This window comes from Novacetimonas pomaceti (assembly GCF_003207955.1).
In the GTDB taxonomy this organism is placed as follows: Bacteria; Pseudomonadota; Alphaproteobacteria; order Acetobacterales; family Acetobacteraceae; genus Novacetimonas; species Novacetimonas pomaceti.
The window spans coordinates 98,865-115,795 of the sequence record NZ_NOXG01000005.1 but is presented as its reverse complement, the minus strand read 5'-3'; the positions used below and the strand labels follow the sequence as shown (position 1 = coordinate 115,795).

The following is a 16,931-nucleotide window of genomic DNA, read 5'->3' as shown; positions in this document are numbered from 1 at the left end:
CCAGACGCAACCTGAAAAACCGGTTCGGGAAGCATTGTGCAAACTGTCAGGGTTTTGGTGAAGCTTTTCTCAAAAAGCTTCGAAGAACACTGTCTTTTTGAAAAAAGACAGCGCCCGGGAACTTTTATTTTTTATCAAACGGTTGTTTGGCATGAATGCTCTTACTGGCAGGCAAGGCATTCCTCGTAATCGGTCGAGGACGCTGCAGCGGCAGGCGGCAGCGGTGGCAGGACGGCATCGCTTTCCTTCTGCATGATATCGTTCTTTCCCTTGCCATCACTGACGGCGTCGGCCCGCTGGACCGACAGCGAACGACAGTAATACAGCGATTTCACGCCGCGTTTCCATGCCAGGTAGTGGATCTGGTGCAGGTCGCGCTTGTGCACGTTGGCCGGCAGGAACAGGTTGATCGACTGCGCCTGGCAGATGAAGGGCGCGCGGTCGGCTGCATGTTCGACAACCCAGCGCTGGTCCAGTTCAAAGGCGGTCTTGAAGACGTCCTTTTCATGCTGTGTCAGGAAATCGAGATGCTGGACACTGCCCTTGTTCAGGGTGATGGAGGACCAGACCTCGTCAGTGTTCTGCCCCTTTTGCGTCAGAAGCCGGTCGAGGTGGCGGTTGCGCACCGTAAACGATCCCGACAGCGTCTTTTGCAGGAAGACATTGGCCGCGATCGGTTCGATGCCGGGGCTCGCGTTGCCCGCGATGATGGAAATGGACGCCGTGGGCGCAATGGCCATCTTGTTGGAAAACCGCTCCATGACGCCATATTCGGCGGCATCCGGACAGGCCCCGCGCGTCTGGGCCAGATTGCGGGACGCGGCGTCGGCTTCCTTGCGGATATGTTCGAAAATCCGCCTGTTCCACACCTTGGCGATCACGCTTTCGAACGGGATGTTCTTGGCCTGGAGGAAGCTGTGGAAACCCATGACGCCCAGCCCGACCGAGCGTTCGCGCGCCGCGGCGTATTTCGCCCGCGCCATGTCGTCGGGCGCGCGGTCGATGAAATCCTGCAGGACATTGTCGAGGAACAGCATCACGTCCTCGATGAACTGTGGATTGTCTTTCCACTCGTCCCATGTCTCGAGGTTCAGCGAGGACAGGCAGCACACGGCCGTGCGCTCCTTGCCATGGTGGTCCATGCCGGTGGGCAGGGTGATTTCCGCGCACAGGTTGGAGGTCTTGACCTCCAGCCCCGCCAGCTTGTGATGCTGGGGACGTGCGTTGTTCACGTGGTCGGAATAGATGATGTAGGGCTCGCCCTGTTCCATGCGGGCGGTCAGGATGCGGATCCACAGCGCCCGGGCCGAAACCTTGCGGATGTGGCTGCCATCCTTTGGCGACAGCAGGGCCCATTCCTCGTCATCGGCAACGGCGCGCATGAACGCGTCGGAAATCAGGACCCCATGGTGCAAGTTGAGCGCCTTGCGGTTGGGATCGCCGCCCGTGGGGCGGCGCAGTTCGATGAATTCCTCGATTTCCGGATGCCAGACCGGCAGGTAGACGGCAGCCGACCCGCGACGCAGGGAGCCCTGACTGATGGCCAGGGTCAGGCTGTCCATCACCCGGATGAACGGAATGACTCCCGATGTCTTGCCATTGCGCCCGACATTTTCACCGATCGAGCGCAGGTTGCCCCAGTAGGATCCGATCCCGCCCCCCTTGGAGGCCAGCCAGACATTTTCATTCCACAGGTCAACGATGCCGCGCAGGCTGTCATTGGCCTCGTTCAGGAAGCATGAGATCGGCAGTCCGCGCGTCGTGCCCCCATTCGACAGGACGGGCGTCGCCGGCATGAACCAGTGACGCGAAATGTAGTCGTACAGCCGCTGCGCATGTCCCTCGTCCGCGCCGTAATAGGACGCCACGCGCCCGAACAGGTCCTGATACCCCTCGCCCGGCAGCAGATAGCGGTTATCCAGCGTCGCCTTGCCAAAAGCGGTCAGCAGGGCGTCACGGCTGCGGTCAACGCGGACGGGAAAGCCGTCCGGCAGATGGACGACATCATCAAACATCTCTGGCATGGTGGCTGCGTCCTTTCCCTGGATGACATCCTGTTCGTCACTGTGATGTTCGACCGTAGAACCGGAGATGCCGTCCAGACTCATCCACTTAAACTCCATAAGCTGGCCGCGACACGTCACGGGATCGGAAAATCCCGTGGCGTGTCTGTCCGGTCATTGCGTTATGGCGCTATATATGGACCAAAACGCCGCCCCGCGCACTACATATATGAGCGGGAGCAGCTACATGATGGGATCAGCTTTCCCGACTCTTGGACAATCCTCGTCAAGGGTAAAAAAGATATTTTTAAGTCGGGTTTTGGGGAAACCATCTCGCGAAACGCCCGCTCGTCAGGCGTCCCCCTCCCCCCATCGCATCAGGTTCTGCGCATCCTGTTCGCGGGGCTGCACCCACTGGATGCGGCCGTCCATGAATTCCTCTTTTTTCCAGAAGGGCGCGCGGCTCTTGAGCCAGTCCATGACGAACTCGACCGCCTGGAACGCCGTGTTCCGATGGGCCGACGCGCACAGGACCAGCACGATGGGCGCCCCAACCTCCAGCCGTCCGACGCGATGGATGACGGTGCAGCCGGACAGCGCGAATCGGGTCATTGCCGATTCGGCGATTCGCGTCATCATCGATTCGGTCATGCCGGGGTAATGTTCCAGCTCCAGCGCCTTCAGCCCCCCGTCGCCACGGACCAGTCCGGTGAAGGACGCCACCGCGCCGATGCCGGACTGTCCCGCCAGCAGCAAGGCGCTTTCTTGCGTCGGGTCGAACGGGGCGGTCTGCACGCGGACGGAAATGCGCGACATGGCGATCATCCCCCCGTTACCGGTGGAAAGAAGGCGATTTCGTCATCTGGCCCCACGCTGTCCCCAAGCGTTGCGAAGGACTGGTTGACCGCGACCCGCACCAGTTCGGGACGGCTGAAAATCTCGCCATATTCCCCGCCCCGGTCATGCAGCAGGCGCACCAGATCACGCACATGGGTCACGTCCGCCGGCAGGCTCAGGCTCTCGCGCTCCCGGCCCAGGCGATCACGTAGCCATGCGAAATAGAGGATATCCGGCATCCGCCCGCCCTTTTGTTACGTCAGGTCCCAAGATCGGATAGCGATATATCAGGGATGCTGCCGCTCCACCACCGTACCGTCCGCACCGATCACGGTTTTGCTGCCATCGGCATGGGGCACGATGATATCGGAATTCGCGGCGACCGTGTGGTCCTGATCCTGTTTCGCGGGAATCCCGGTATCTGGCGCGGCCAGTTCGCCCGACGGGTCATCGCTGTCGCCGATGCTGAGCGATCCGCCATCAGGCAGCTGCGGCCTGCCATCAGCCGAACGGCGCGGGAAATGGCCCGACACGGCATGAACCCGGCCGGAACTGATATCCGCCAGCGTCGGCATCTCCTGCATCCCGGTGGGCCATATATTGTGTCCCTGCGGCAGGATCGGCGGTTCGGCGGCGGCATGGCCCATGGAACGGCGCAGGTTTTCCGAGTCCACTTCCATTTTGGGCATGTTCGGAAGGCTGCCGGGAAGTTCGGTGTTGTCAGCCAGTACCTTGCCAAAGCCGCCGCACCCCGTCAGCGTCAGTAGCAGTAGCAACGGGGCTGTCGGACGCATCATATTCTCCCTGGTTCATGAAGGGTTCACAACCATAGGGAGAATTTGCCCGGATATGGACACAACCACAAGTGGCATTATGCCACAGTGATGGCCCGATCAGGGGGTGATGTTGCTAACTGACTGATTATTGCGCGTAACATGCTGGATACCGGTCGACAGGTAATCCCACCCTGTCACCAGCGTCAGCGCCGCCGCGATCCAGAGCATCGCCGCCCCCAGCAGGTTGACCGGCAGCCATGCGACATGCAGCAGCACGGCCGTGCTGTCGCCCGCCAGCAGGAAACCGATGGCCGTCATCTGGAATCCGGTCTTCCATTTCGCCAGCCGCGTGACCGGCAGCCCCACTTTGGTCGTGGCAAGATATTCACGCAGGCCGCTGACCAGGATTTCGCGCGACAGGATGATGATCGCGGGATACAGCGTCCAGTAAGGCAGGCGCGACAGCCCCGCCAGCACCATCAGGCACGCCCCCACCAGCAGCTTGTCCGCGATCGGGTCGAGCATCCGGCCAAGGTCGGAATTCTGATGCCACGCGCGCGCCAGCTTGCCATCAAGATAATCCGTGATCCCGGCGAGGATAAAGATCACGCAGGCCGCGCAGTCGGTGCCCGGCGTGTTGATGACCACCAGCAGGACAACGACAGGAACCGCAACAATCCGCGACAAAGTCAGGAGATTTGGCAGATCAGTAAGCATGGTTCACCAGCTATATCCAACGAAAGCATGAATCAAAAACACCTATAACGCTGGTCTGCCCGGTCATTTGCTCACATCTGCATGACATGGTGGTCAATTCCCGTTCCATTCGGGATGGAAAAAGCCATAGACCGTCCGTGCCGTGTCGCGGCTGATGCCCGGAGCGGATTCCAGTTCCGCCAGCCCGGCCTGGCGCACGCCGCGCGCCGATCCGAAACGGTTCAGCAGCGCGCGCTTTCGCGCCGGACCGATACCGGGGATATCATCAAGTTCGGATCTGACCAACGTCTTTGACCGTCCCGCCCGATGGGTCGTGATGGCGAAACGGTGGGCCTCGTCACGCAGGCGCTGAAGGTAGTACAGCACCGGATCGCGCGGCGGCAGCTGGAACGGGGGACGTGTTCCGGTATGAAACCATTCCCGTCCCGCGTCGCGGTCGATGCCCTTGGCGATGCCCACAAGGGTCACGTCCGTCACCCCGAGTTCGTCGAGCACGGCCTTTACGGCCGAATACTGTCCCGCGCCCCCGTCAATCAGCAGGATATCGGGCCAGTCATCGGGACGTGTCCCCTCCTCCCGATCGCGGAGCGCGCGGCTGAAACGACGTTCCAGCACCTCGCGCATCATGCCGAAATCGTCGCCGGGGGTCACGGGACCCTTGATGGCGAATTTGCGATAGGCGCGCTTTTCAAATCCTTCCGGCCCCGCCACCACCATGACGCCATAGGCATTGCTGCCCATGATGTGGCTGTTGTCATACGTCTCTATGCGGCGCGGAGGTTCGGGCAGGCCGAACAGTTCGGCCACGCCGTGAAGCAGCCTTGCCTGTCCGGCGCTTTCCGCCAGCCTGCGTTCGAGCGCCTCGCGCGCGTTGAGTTCGGCATGCTCCAGCACCGCACGTTTTTCCCCACGTTGAGGGTGGATGATCTCAACACGTTTTCCACGGCGGAGTTCCAGCGCGCTCATCAGGAGGTCATTGTCCGAAATGGCGTGGTTGACCAGGATCTGTCCGGGCGGCGGCTTGTCGTCATAAAATTGCGCCATGAACGCCGCCAGCACGTCGGCCGCGTCCTCGTCACGGGCATGGCTGGGGAAAAAGGCGCGGTTGCCGTTGTTGCGACCACCACGGATGAAGAAAACCTGAATGCACGACTGTCCCGCGATCTGCCAGATGGCGATGATGTCGGCATCCGACATCGTGCTGGGGTTGATGACGCTGGCATCCTGCTGCATCGCCGACAGGCCCCGGATACGGTCGCGGATGGCGGCCGCGCGCTCGAACTGCAGCGCGCTGGCGGCCTCTTCCATCTGCTGCACCAGTTCCTCGTGCATGCGCGGGTTGCGACCGGACAGGAAATCGCGCGCCTGCTGCACCAGGTCCGCATAATCTTCCTTGCTGATAAGGTCCACGCACGGTGCGGAGCAGCGATGGATCTGATGCAGCAGGCACGGGCGCGTCCGCGATTTCAGCACGGAATCGGTGCAGGAGCGCAGCAGGAATGCCTTTTGCAGCAGGTTCAGGGTCTGGTTGACCGACCATGCGGAAGCAAAAGGCCCCCAGTAGGACGCGCCCTTGACCGGTTTGCCCCGATGTTTCGCGATCTGGGGAAAATCATGCCGGTCGGTCAGGATGATCCATGGATAGCTTTTGTCGTCACGCAGCAGGATGTTGTAACGCGGCTGCATGCGCTTGATGTAGTTGGCCTCCAGCAGCAGGGCTTCGGCCTCGGTATGGGTGGTGACGATCTCCATGAATGCCGTTTCCGACACCATGCGGCGCAACCGCTCCGGCAGGCGGTGGATCTGGGTATAGGACGTGACGCGTTTTTTCAGCGCCAGCGCCTTGCCGACATACAGCACCTCCCCCTTGCGGCCGAGCATGCGATACACGCCCGGCGACATCGGCATGGTCTGCAGCGCCTTCTGGATCGCGGCGACGCCCTGCGGGGGGGCGATGGTGGGGGCGAGGGTCTGTCCGTCAGTGGTCATTGAAAATCGTTCATCCACCGATGCTGTGGATAAGCCTGTGGAGCAGAGGCAGAAAAAATCATGCGCATGGCGGTTTTCCTCCCTTGCCCTTGGATTGCCCAAAAAAACGTCACAACGAATAACCTATTGATTTGAAATGATTATGTGGGCACCTGTGCGCGAAAGAGGCAAAATGGTGACACAACTTGTTGGAAAACAATGATGTCAAGTCCCAGGGTGAATAAAACTCATTTCAGGGAAGGCAAAACGGTATTTCGAGATTTTTGCATGTAATTTCAAGGGGGCTTGGAAAACCGTTCCTGTTTTCGTCCCACCGCCCCCTGTCGCCGGGTCCGGATCTGTCGCCACGCGGGGGGAGAACTGTCATCCGTGTTGCAAGATTGCCCTTGTCACTGCCGGCCCGATGGGTAATGCACCCTTATGCGTATCGTGACATGGAATATCAATTCGCTTCGCCTGCGGCTTCCCCTGCTGGAGCGTCTGTGTGGTGAAATCCAGCCCGACATCGTCTGCCTGCAGGAAACCAAGGTAACGGATGACCTGTTCCCGCTGGAGGCCGTGCGGGCACTGGGTTTTGACCACGTATGCTTTCGCGGCATGAAAAGCTATAACGGTGTCGCGATCCTCAGCCGGATGCCCATACGGGTGCTGCCGGACATGCCGGACTGGTGCAGCCGGGGGGACTGCCGCCATATCGCCGTGGCATGTGGCGCGGGGGATGACCCCATTATCCTGCATGATTTCTATGTCCCTGCGGGCGGTGATATTCCCGACCCGGTGGAAAACCCCAAATTCGCCCACAAGCTTGCATTCGTGGATGAAGCGCGCGCCTGGTTCGCAGCTCGCGACCTGCGTCGCACCGTGGTTGTGGGGGACCTGAACATAGCGCCGCTGGAACAGGATGTCTGGAGCCATAGGCAGCTTCTGAAGATCGTCAGCCACACGCCGGAGGAAACCTCCCGCCTGCTTGCGTGGCAGGAAAGCGGCTTTGTCGATGCCATGCGGCATTTCGTCCCGCCTGAGGAGAAGCTTTATACGTGGTGGTCGTACCGCAACCGGAACTGGAGCATTTCCAATCGGGGACGGCGGCTGGACCATGTATGGGTGACGCCCGACCTTGTGCCGGACCTCAGGGCGATGTCGGTCCTGCGCTCCGCCCGTGACTGGGACAAGCCATCGGATCATGTGCCGGTGATGGTCGAGCTTGAGGCCGGAGAATAATCCCCCATGTCCGGGGAGAAATCATCTCCCCGACAGGATGGGCAGGACGGATGGAAACACCATTTCCCGTCCGGGACATTCCGCATGAGGAAACGCGGATGGCGTTTCGCCCCACGTTTTCCACAACAGGCGCGTGCTCAGGCTGCGTTCTTGCCGCCCTCGGGGTCAAGGCGGTAGCCGCCACCTTCGGTGACAAGCAGCGTGGCATTGGTCGGATCGGGCTCGATCTTCTGGCGCAGGCGATAGATGTGCGTTTCCAGCGTATGCGTCGTCACCGCCGCGTTATATCCCCATACCTCGTTCAGCAGGACCTGCCGGGGGACCGGACGCGTGCCCGCGCGATACAGGAATTTCAGGATGGCCGCCTCTTTTTCCGTCAGGCGGATGCGACGGTTCTTTTCCGTTTCCTGCAGCAGCTTGGCCGAAGGGCGGAAGATATAGGGCCCGATGGCAAAGACGGCATCTTCGCTGTTTTCAAAAATACGCATCTGCGCACGCAGCCGCGCCAGCAGTTCGGCAATACGGAACGGCTTTGCCACGTAATCATTGGCGCCGGCATCCAGCCCGCGCACCACATCCGTCTCATCATCCGATCCCGTCAGGATGATAATCGGAATACGTTTGCCCTTGCGCCGCAGATCGGCGCAGAAATCCCGTCCGTCACCGTCAGGTAGTGAAACATCCAGGATGATCGCATCGAAACGGGCGCCCGGTGCATTCAGCTTTTCCCATGCTTCCGCAACGGACCCCGCCTCGATCGCTTCAAATTCACTTTCAACCTGCAGCTGTTCAACGAGCATTTGACGTAACGTCTGATCGTCGTCCGCTATCAGAATGGGACGTGCACCCGCCATCGAACCCTCTTTTATAACTTTGTCCGTTCCGAGATTCGGAATCGGTTATTCGACTTTCATGATACGATAACATGTCGCATCAGGCTGTCGCCCAATGATCGCGAAACCATACCCAGCCACTCAGGCCGGACATAACATAAATGCGACCCTGCACAGAGAAATTCATGATACGCGCTATTTTGCAATCGAATACCGGTCTGGACGCACAACTGCATTGCATGAACGAACGGATCCCCGCCGTCATCGGGGCGGGAGGCATAAAAACCCACAAAATTGAGGGAGATCACGCCACTCCGACGGGAATTTTTCCCTTGCGGCGTGTTTTTTACCGTGCCGACCGGGTGGCATCACCTGTTTGTCATCTGCCGGTGGAGCCGCTGTCGCGACATGATGGGTGGTGCGATGATCCTACCCATTCCGATTATAACCGCTATGTGATGTTGCCCCATCCCGCGCGGCATGAACGGCTGTGGCGCGACGATCACCTGTACGATCTGGTGGTCGTGCTGGGGTATAATGACGCGCCACCCGTGCCCGGACGCGGGTCCGCCATCTTCCTTCACCTTCCACCGCCCCATTCCCGCCCGACCGAGGGCTGCATCGCCGTTGCGGAACCTGAACTGCGCAGACTGCTGGGAATGGGACTGCGGGAAATCGAGGTCCTGCCCCCGGGCCGGCGGTAACGCCCCTCTCAGCCCTGCGGCAGGGCTGCGGGCGCCGGGGCGGGAGAAGATGCGGCGGGAGGTGACGGGGGCTGGAGCAGGATGACCATGTCCCCTTCCCCCGGTTCGGACTGTATTTCGTCCTCGGCCGAGAAAATCCAGATCGCGACGCCCTTGCGGATGATCATGAACAGCAGCGTGTTCGGCGGGGGGAACTCATTTTCCTGCGCGGGATCGGTCATGACATGGGACTGGAAACGCCAGCCCCGGTCGAACAGGGAATCAATCATGGAGAAATTCCATGTCGGTTCCCCCAGCACCTTCCCCCGCGATTCACGGCTGACGCCGCGATACAGGTCAAGCCGCGCCAGCCCCGGACTGACCTGAAAGACCCGCTGGCGCCCGAAGTCCGGGGCAAGCCGGGCACAGACCAGACCGTTATAGATGGCGTCCGGCGTCGCCGCGATCAGGTAATCCGCCGGACGTTCCTCCAGACTTTCGAGCCCTTCTTCCGACAGAAGTTCGGCCTTCAGGGTCGGCACGCCCTGTCGCGCCGCCTTTTCCAGCGCGCCGGAATAGGTATCGACCAGCATCACGGGAATGCCCTGCTGATGAACGGTTACGGCCAGATTGGTGGACCATGCGTTGGCCCCCATGATCGCAAGCGCGGGTTCATCGGACAGGGTCAGGTGCAGGTAACGGGCCAGCGGCCGCAGGGAAAATCCATGCAGGAGCATGGTCGTGGCGATGACGGCGAAGACGGCCGGGGTAATCAGGGCCGCGCTGGGGTCGCCCGTTTCCCCAAGCTGCAGGCCCGCGACGCCCGCGACGGCCGCGGCCACGATGCCCCGTGGCGCGATCCATCCCACGAACAGCCGTTCCTGCCATGACAGGTCGGAACGGATGGTCGACAGGAAAATCCCGAGCGGACGGACAACAAACAGGACCGTGAATGTCAGGGCCAGGATTGGCAGCGACAGCCGCTCCAGCACCTCGCGATGAAGATCGGCCGTCAGGATGACGAACAGGCATGACACCACGATGACGCCAAGGGATTCCTTGATGCGGCGCAGTTCGGAAATCCCGACGACATGAAGGTTCGCCAGCGCCATGCCAAACACCGTGGCCGCCATCAGGCCGGTTGCCTCCATGACCAGGTTGCAGACCGACGCCATGCTCATGGCCAGGGTCAGGATAATCGGGATGCGCAGGATTTCTGGCAGCAGGTCGCGGATGGACAGGAATTTGACCAGCAGGGCGGGAAAGATGCCACATCCGATGGCGAACATGGTGCTGAACAGCAGATGGGGCCAGATTTCCACGGCCGCCAGCGATACGCCGGCGGTGTGGGAAGGCTGGAGGAGCAGGAATTCCATGACGAACGTCGCAAGGATCGCCCCCACCGGGTCATTGACGATGGCCTCCCACCGCAGGAAGGCCGCAACGCGCGGGCGCAGCTTGGTATGGCGCAGCAGCGGCAGGACGACTGTCGGGCCGGTCACCACGATGATCGCCCCGAACAGCCACGACGTGCCCCAGTGCAGGTGGCCGACAAAGTGGGCCGCCAGCGTCCCCAGAACCCAGTTGATCGGCAGCGCCACCGCCGTCAGCCGCAGCACTCCCTCCCCCGAAGTCCGCCACTGACGCAGGTCAAGCGCAAGGCCGCCTTCAAAGACGATAAAGGCCACGGCCATCGAAATCAGGGGATGGAAATACTGTCCGATCGCCGCCGCCGGATGCAGCAGCCCCAGGCCCGGCCCATAGATCAGCCCCAGCGTGAACAGCAGGACAATGGCCGGCAGCCTGAACCTCCATGCGACCCACTGGGCCGCGATCCCGCCGCCCAGGACACACAGAATGCCGATCGCCAGATTATCCTGCATCTTTATTTCCCGTATCGTTCCGTTTCAGCAGGCATCGTCACGCCGCCCGGCAGACAGGATGGCCGTCATGTCTGGATGCATGAACCCGCTGCCATTGCCGTGGCCGGCATGCCCGTCAGTCAGGATTGAAAAAAGCCTCTCAGGCGGCACGTTCCATGATAGCGGCAAAAAAGCCGTCCGTTCCGTTACGTAGCGGAGAAAGGCTCATTTTTCCGTCAACCAGCAATCCGGCGGGCATGCCACCTCCACCTTCGACTGCCGGTGGCGTGACCATCCGGAATTCCGGATTACGCTGCACGAAGGCGGCGATCTGGTTCTGGTTTTCCTCCGGCAGGATGGAACAGGTGGCGTAAACCAGACGTCCCCCCGGCCGCAGCAGCTTTGCCGCCCGGTCGAGGATATCTGCCTGTTTTTCCATCAGTTCGCGCAAATCGCTCTCCCGCAGGCGCAGGCGTGCGTCGGGGTTGCGCCGCCACGTTCCCGTGCCGGTGCATGGCGCGTCCACCAGAACCCGATCGAAACTGCCGGCACGGCGACGCGCCCATTTGTCGCCGGGGACCAGCAGGTGACGTTCCGCGTTATGCACCCCCGCGCGGCGCAGGCGCCGGACTGCCCCCTCCAGCCGCGGTTCGGAGACATCACAGGCGACGATATGGCCGCGATTGTTCATCGTCATGGCCATCGCGAGCGTCTTGCCCGCAGCGCCCGCGCAATAATCAAGCACCCGCATCCCGGGTTCCGCCCCGACAACAGCGGCAATCAGCTGGCTGCCTTCGTCCTGTATTTCGATAAGTCCCGCCCGGAACGCCGCCGTGGAGGTCACGGGCTGCCGCCCCGCGACCCGCAGCCCCCAGGGCGAAAGCGCGGTTTCCCGCGTCACGATGCCCTCTTCCGCAAGGGCGGCGCGCGCCGCCTCCCGCGTGGTTTTCAGCAGGTTGGCGCGTAAATCCAGCGTGGCCTCGCTCCCCATTGCCGCAAGTTCCGCCTCCGTCTGGTCGCCAAAGGCGTTATCCAGGTGCGCCAGCAGCCAGTCCGGCACCTCCAGCCTGACGGGACGGGGCATTTCGGGATGATCGAGCGGCTGTTCCTTCAGCAAAGCGCACAGGGCAGTTTCCTGTGCCGAAAGGCGCGTGGGCGCGTAACGTTCCCCGCTGAAAAGCTCCTCCGGCGTCATGCGGTCCTGACGCGCCAGCACGACCATCGCCAGCGTCAGGCTGCGTGGCGTAACCGGGGCACCGGCCCGTTCGATCCACCAGCACAGCCGCCGCCAGTGACGCAGGATGTCCCAGACCCGCGCCGAAATGGCCCGGCGGTCGCCACCGCCGATATAACGGCGTTCGCGAAAAAACGAATTGGCAACCGCGTCGGCTGGCCGGTACGGCGTGGCCTCCATCGCGGAAAGAAGGTCGATGGTGGCCGACAGCCGGGCACTGGGGGTCATTGAACTGTAATCGCTTTTGTTATGACGCTATCAATCCTGGCGGTAATTCGGCGCTTCACGCGTGATGGACACGTCATGGACGTGGCTTTCGCGCAGCCCCGCCCCGGTGATGCGCCGGAACCGGGCACGCCGCTGCAGGTCGGGCACGGTGGCCGATCCGGTATAGCCCATGCCCGCGCGCAGGCCGCCGACAAGCTGGTGAACCACGGCCCCCATTGCGCCCTTGTAGGCAACGCGCCCTTCGATCCCTTCGGGGACCATCTTGTGGGTGTCCTTGATTTCCTGCTGGAAATACCGGTCGGCCGAACCACGCGCCATGGCGCCAAGGCTGCCCATTCCGCGATAGGATTTATAGGTGCGTCCCTGATACAGGAAGACCTCGCCCGGCGCTTCCTCGGTCCCCGCCAGCAGGGAGCCGATCATGACGACATCCGCCCCCGCGCCGATCGCCTTGACCACGTCGCCGGAGGTACGGATGCCCCCGTCCGCGATGGCGGGGATGTCGAGTTCATGACAGGCCGCCGCTGTTTCCATGACGGCGGAAAACTGCGGGACGCCAACGCCCGCGACGATACGCGTGGTGCAGATCGACCCCGGGCCGATGCCGATTTTCACGCAGTCGGCGCCTGATTTTATCAGGGCGCGCGCGGCCTCCGGCGTGGCGACGTTGCCCGCCACGATCTGGATGTCCTCCCGGATGGCCTTGATCTTCTCTATGGCGCCCAGCACCCCGCGCGAATGTCCGTGGGCGGTATCGACCACGATCACGTCCACGCCCGCGTCGATCAGCTCACGCGCCCGCGTCAGGCCATCTTCCCCCACGCCCGTCGCCGCCGCGCACAGCAGGCGACCCAGTTCGTCCTTGTTGGCGTTGGGGTGCATGACGGCCTTGTCCATGTCCTTGACCGTAATCAGGCCGACGCAGCGATCCTCCTCGTCAATGACCAGCAGCTTTTCGATGCGATGGCGATGCAGGAGCTGACGCGCCTGTTCGCGCGCCACGTCGTGATTCACGGTCACCAGGTTTTCGCGCGTCATCAGTTCATAGACGCGCTGCCCCGGATCGGTGGCAAAGCGCACGTCACGGTTGGTCAGGATCCCCACCAGCCGGTTGGTGTCGCGTTCCACCACCGGCAGGCCGCTGATGCCGTGGCGCGACATGATGGCGTTGACCTCCGCCAGGGTCTGGTCAGGGAAAACCGTGACCGGGTTGACCACCATGCCGGATTCGAAGCGCTTGACGCGACGGACCTGCTCGGCCTGCTGTTCGATGGTCAGGTTCTTGTGAATGACGCCAAGGCCGCCGTTCTGCGCCATGGCGATCGCCATGTTGTCCTCGGTCACCGTGTCCATGGCCGAGGAGACAAGCGGGATATTGAGCTTGATGCGGCGCGTCAGGCGGGTTTTTGTCGATGTTTCCGACGGCAGGACGTTGGATTCGTCCGGCACCACCAGCACGTCGTCAAATGCCAGGGCCTCGCGGATGCGATCCTCGATGCGGGGAATGGAAACCGGTTTCGTCGTGGAAGACATGCTGCAGGAACCTCATCAGACAGTGGAGGGTCCCCAGTGCCGCGGGTACCCGACCGTTGGCGCACCCTCATAAGCCGTGAATCGGGGGCTTGCAAGCATTCTGCGCCCCCTTTGTCCCATAAAAGGATCATTCGCGTTTCCGGGCGTTCCCTCCCGTCGCCTCATAGGTGGTCAGCACCGTGCCGTCATGCATGTCGCGCTCGATCAGTTGCACGCCATATCCCCACAGGTCCGCCATGTGCTGCAGCGTCTGGCGCGCGTCCGACGGCTGAAGCTGGTGCCCCCTTGCCGTGCGGTGTTCCATCGTCAGCAGGCGGTCGGCATGCATGTTCGCGCCGGTAATCTCTATTTCCGCATGCATGTTGGCGGGATCATGGGCCTGGGCCACGGTGCGCCGGATGTCACGGTACCCCGCGTCATCATGGATCGCATCGACCAGCAGGTAGGGAGTGGACGTGTCATCGTGGATGCGGAACATGCGGAACTGCCGTATCACGGCGGGAGAGAGGAACTGCAGGATGAAGCTTTCATCGCGGAATTCGGCCCAGGCATGCTTCAGCGTCCCGATGGGCTGTCCATTGCCCGCGATGTCGGGAAACCATGCCCGGTCCTCTGCCGTGGGGGCGGAACAGATGCGCGCGATATCGCGCATCATGGCGAATCCCAGCGCATAGGGATTGAAGGAAGGTCCGCCGCCAGCATCGAAATCGGGCTGCGTGATGACGTTGCTGGTGGAATGGATGGCCTCCAGGTACGATGCGTCGTCGATGCGTCCGTTTTCATGCAGCCGCCGCATGATGTAATCGTGGACCCACGTCGCGCATCCTTCGTTCATCATCTTGAGCTGCGGCTGGGGATAGAAATACTGCGCGATCATGCGGACGATGCGGATGACCTCGCGTTCCCATGACGCAAGCAGCGGTGCGTGTTTTTCCAGGAAATAGAGAAGGTTTTCCTCCGGCAGGCCAAGGCGGCGACGCAGCGGGTCGCTGGATGCGGCCTCCGGCTGCTGTTCATCGTCAAGGGGCAGCGTGCGCCACAGGTCGTTGAAGGTTGCCTCCTCATGCTGCCGGCGGGCCTGCGCGCGCAGCTGTTCGCCCCGCAGGTCGAGGCGCCGCGCCCCCGAATGGCGATGCACCCCCTGCCCCTGCAGCGCATGGGCGGCGTCAAGGATGCGTTCCACCGCCGCGATACCGTAGCGTTCCTCGCACTGGTGGATGTAGCCGCGGGCGAATTCCAGGTAATCAAGGATTTCCGATGCGTTGGTCCATTCGCGGAACAGGCGGTTGTTATGGAAAAAATGGTTATGGCCGAACGCCGCGTGCGCGATCACCAGTGTCTGCATCGTGGCGGAGTTTTCCTCCATCAGGTAACTGATGCAGGGGTCGGAATTGATGACGACCTCGTACGCCAGCCCCATCATCCCCCGGCGATAGGCGTTTTCATGTGAAATGAACCGTTTGCCCAGCGACCAGTGGCGATAGCCCAGGGGCATGCCATGGGCGGTATAGACATCGAGCATCTGTTCGGACGTGATGATCTCCAGCCGGTTTGGATAGACCGTAAGGCCAAGCTCACGATCCGCGATTTCCGCCACCGCGTCATAGCAGTCGCGCAGTATTTCAAAGTTCCAGTCGTTCCCCTGATACAGCAGGGACGACCCGGTCCGGGCCGGCGCGGGGCCGAGGCGGAGGTCCATCATGCATTTTCCCTTTCAGGCTGCTGGGAGAACAGGTCGCGAAAGACAGGGAAGATGTCCTTGCGTTCGGTCACGCGCCGGACCGCAAGGTGGGGCACATGCGTGGAAATTTCGTGATAGGCCCGCCACAGGTCGGTCTGTCCGCGTATGACAGCGCCGGAGGCGGAAACCTCGATATAGGCGAAATACTGCACGTTCGGCAGGATTTCATCGCTCAGCAGGGCGCAGGTGCGCGCCATGTCGGACGGCAGGTTGTCGCCGTCGGACGCCTGTGCCGCATAGATGTTCCAGCTGTGAACCGGATATCGCTGTTTCTGGATGCCCGCCATCAGTTCCAGCGCGGAGGAGACAAGCGTCCCCCCCGTGCTGGGATCGTGGAAGAACGTGTTTTCATCCACTTCTTCCGCCCGTTCGGCATGGCGGATAAAGACGATGTCGAGCGTGCGGTAACGCCGTTCCAGGAAGACGTGCAACAGCGCGAAGAACTGCTTGGCCAGGTCCTTCATCCGCTCTGTCATCGATCCGGAAACGTCCATCAGGCAGAACATGACCGCCCGCGTGACCGGCTGGGGCATCACGGCATGGCGGCGATAGCGCAGGTCAACCGGGTCCACCCATGGAATGCGGGCCAGACGCCGCTGCATGACCGTGCGCTGTTCCCGCAGGTCCTGAAGTTCGGCAAGTTCGCCATCGCTCAGGGGGCGCTGCTGTTCCAGCGCGTGGATGCGCTGTTCCATCCGGGTCATGTCATCCGGACGCGGCCGGCGCAGCCCGATGCGCCGCGCGATGGAGCGGCGCATCGTGCGCGAAAGGTCCAGTTGCGAGGGGGAGCCGTCATTGCTCAGCCCCGCCCGCACGGGGGTCGTGGTTTCGGTCGTCGCCAGTTCACGCTTCACAAGATCGGGCAGTTCCAGATCGTCAAGGAAAAGGTCGAGGAATTCCTCCCGGCTGAGGACAAAGCGGAAGCTGTCTTCCCCTTCCCCCTTTTCGGATGCGTTTCCTTCCCCGCTGCCGCCGCCCTGACCTGCTGCGGGCGGGCGCTGCAGCTTGTCGCCGCGACAGAATTCCTTGTTGCCCGTCAGGATGAAATCGCGGCTGCCCTCGCTGAAGACGCGGTGGAAGGAAGGTTCATGCAGGGCATCGGCGGGTACGGTGACGCTTCTGTCATGTCCGGTCTCCTGTATGCTGCCGTGCGCTATGGCCTCGCGCACGGATTTCTGAACGGCGTCGCGGGCGCGTTCGATGACCCGACGCCGGTTCTCGATATTTTTCCCATGGGGATTGGAACGTCTGTCAATGATGTCCACTGCGCATTA

14 protein-coding genes are annotated in these 16,931 nt (G+C 61.9%); 2 read left to right on the top strand and 12 right to left on the bottom strand.

Annotation, left to right across the window (positions count from 1 at the left end; genetic code table 11):
* Positions 1–161: 161 nt before the first annotated feature.
* The 6 genes from CFR71_RS07475 to uvrC all read right to left on the bottom strand — a co-directional run bounded on the left by CFR71_RS07475 (position 162) and on the right by uvrC (position 6,322).
* Positions 162–2,108: a ribonucleoside-diphosphate reductase subunit alpha gene (locus tag CFR71_RS07475; protein ID WP_110529440.1), complete on the bottom strand. Its 1,947-nt coding sequence runs from the start codon at positions 2,106–2,108 to the stop codon at positions 162–164.
* A 246-nt stretch (positions 2,109–2,354) separates the two neighbouring features.
* Positions 2,355–2,819: a molybdenum cofactor biosynthesis protein MoaE gene (locus CFR71_RS07470; RefSeq protein WP_110529576.1), complete on the bottom strand. Its 465-nt coding sequence runs from the start codon at positions 2,817–2,819 to the stop codon at positions 2,355–2,357.
* Between the two features lie 5 nt (positions 2,820–2,824).
* On the bottom strand, positions 2,825–3,079 hold the full coding sequence (moaD, locus tag CFR71_RS07465) for a molybdopterin converting factor subunit 1 (protein WP_110529437.1): 255 nt from the start codon (positions 3,077–3,079) through the stop codon (positions 2,825–2,827).
* A 48-nt stretch (positions 3,080–3,127) separates the two neighbouring features.
* Complete coding sequence (locus tag CFR71_RS07460; RefSeq protein WP_110529434.1) at positions 3,128–3,637, bottom strand: hypothetical protein; 510 nt, start codon at positions 3,635–3,637, stop codon at positions 3,128–3,130.
* 96 nt (positions 3,638–3,733) lie between these two features.
* Positions 3,734–4,333 (bottom strand): CDP-diacylglycerol--glycerol-3-phosphate 3-phosphatidyltransferase, encoded by a 600-nt coding sequence (pgsA, locus tag CFR71_RS07455; protein WP_110529431.1) that lies wholly within the window; start codon positions 4,331–4,333, stop codon positions 3,734–3,736.
* 93 nt (positions 4,334–4,426) lie between these two features.
* The gene (gene uvrC, locus CFR71_RS07450) at positions 4,427–6,322 is read right to left on the bottom strand and encodes an excinuclease ABC subunit UvrC (RefSeq protein ID WP_110529428.1); all 1,896 of its coding nucleotides are present in this window, start codon (positions 6,320–6,322) and stop codon (positions 4,427–4,429) included.
* Between the two features lie 420 nt (positions 6,323–6,742).
* Here uvrC and CFR71_RS07445 point away from each other — a divergent pair, with 420 nt between their 5' ends.
* On the top strand, positions 6,743–7,543 hold the full coding sequence (locus CFR71_RS07445) for an exodeoxyribonuclease III (RefSeq protein WP_110529425.1): 801 nt from the start codon (positions 6,743–6,745) through the stop codon (positions 7,541–7,543).
* Between the two features lie 137 nt (positions 7,544–7,680).
* Here the strand turns inward: CFR71_RS07445 and CFR71_RS07440 are convergent, their stop codons facing one another.
* The gene (locus tag CFR71_RS07440; protein WP_110529422.1) at positions 7,681–8,397 is read right to left on the bottom strand and encodes a response regulator transcription factor; all 717 of its coding nucleotides are present in this window, start codon (positions 8,395–8,397) and stop codon (positions 7,681–7,683) included.
* A 218-nt stretch (positions 8,398–8,615) separates the two neighbouring features.
* Here CFR71_RS07440 and CFR71_RS07435 point away from each other — a divergent pair, with 218 nt between their 5' ends.
* On the top strand, positions 8,616–9,080 hold the full coding sequence (locus tag CFR71_RS07435) for a L,D-transpeptidase family protein (RefSeq protein WP_110529419.1): 465 nt from the start codon (positions 8,616–8,618) through the stop codon (positions 9,078–9,080).
* Positions 9,081–9,088: 8 nt separating this feature from the next.
* Here the strand turns inward: CFR71_RS07435 and CFR71_RS07430 are convergent, their stop codons facing one another.
* The 5 genes from CFR71_RS07430 to CFR71_RS07410 all read right to left on the bottom strand — a co-directional run bounded on the left by CFR71_RS07430 (position 9,089) and on the right by CFR71_RS07410 (position 16,922).
* On the bottom strand, positions 9,089–10,942 hold the full coding sequence (locus tag CFR71_RS07430) for a cation:proton antiporter (RefSeq protein ID WP_110529417.1): 1,854 nt from the start codon (positions 10,940–10,942) through the stop codon (positions 9,089–9,091).
* A 139-nt stretch (positions 10,943–11,081) separates the two neighbouring features.
* The gene (locus tag CFR71_RS07425; protein ID WP_110529414.1) at positions 11,082–12,383 is read right to left on the bottom strand and encodes an RsmB/NOP family class I SAM-dependent RNA methyltransferase; all 1,302 of its coding nucleotides are present in this window, start codon (positions 12,381–12,383) and stop codon (positions 11,082–11,084) included.
* Positions 12,384–12,413: 30 nt separating this feature from the next.
* On the bottom strand, positions 12,414–13,916 hold the full coding sequence (guaB, locus tag CFR71_RS07420; RefSeq protein WP_110529411.1) for an IMP dehydrogenase: 1,503 nt from the start codon (positions 13,914–13,916) through the stop codon (positions 12,414–12,416).
* A 127-nt stretch (positions 13,917–14,043) separates the two neighbouring features.
* Positions 14,044–15,618, bottom strand: a complete 1,575-nt coding sequence (locus CFR71_RS07415; RefSeq protein WP_110529408.1) for a SpoVR family protein — start codon at positions 15,616–15,618, stop codon at positions 14,044–14,046.
* Positions 15,615–16,922: a YeaH/YhbH family protein gene (locus tag CFR71_RS07410; protein ID WP_110529406.1), complete on the bottom strand. Its 1,308-nt coding sequence runs from the start codon at positions 16,920–16,922 to the stop codon at positions 15,615–15,617. Before CFR71_RS07410 ends, CFR71_RS07415 begins: the two co-directional genes overlap by 4 nt.
* Between the last annotated feature and the right edge of the window lie 9 nt (positions 16,923–16,931).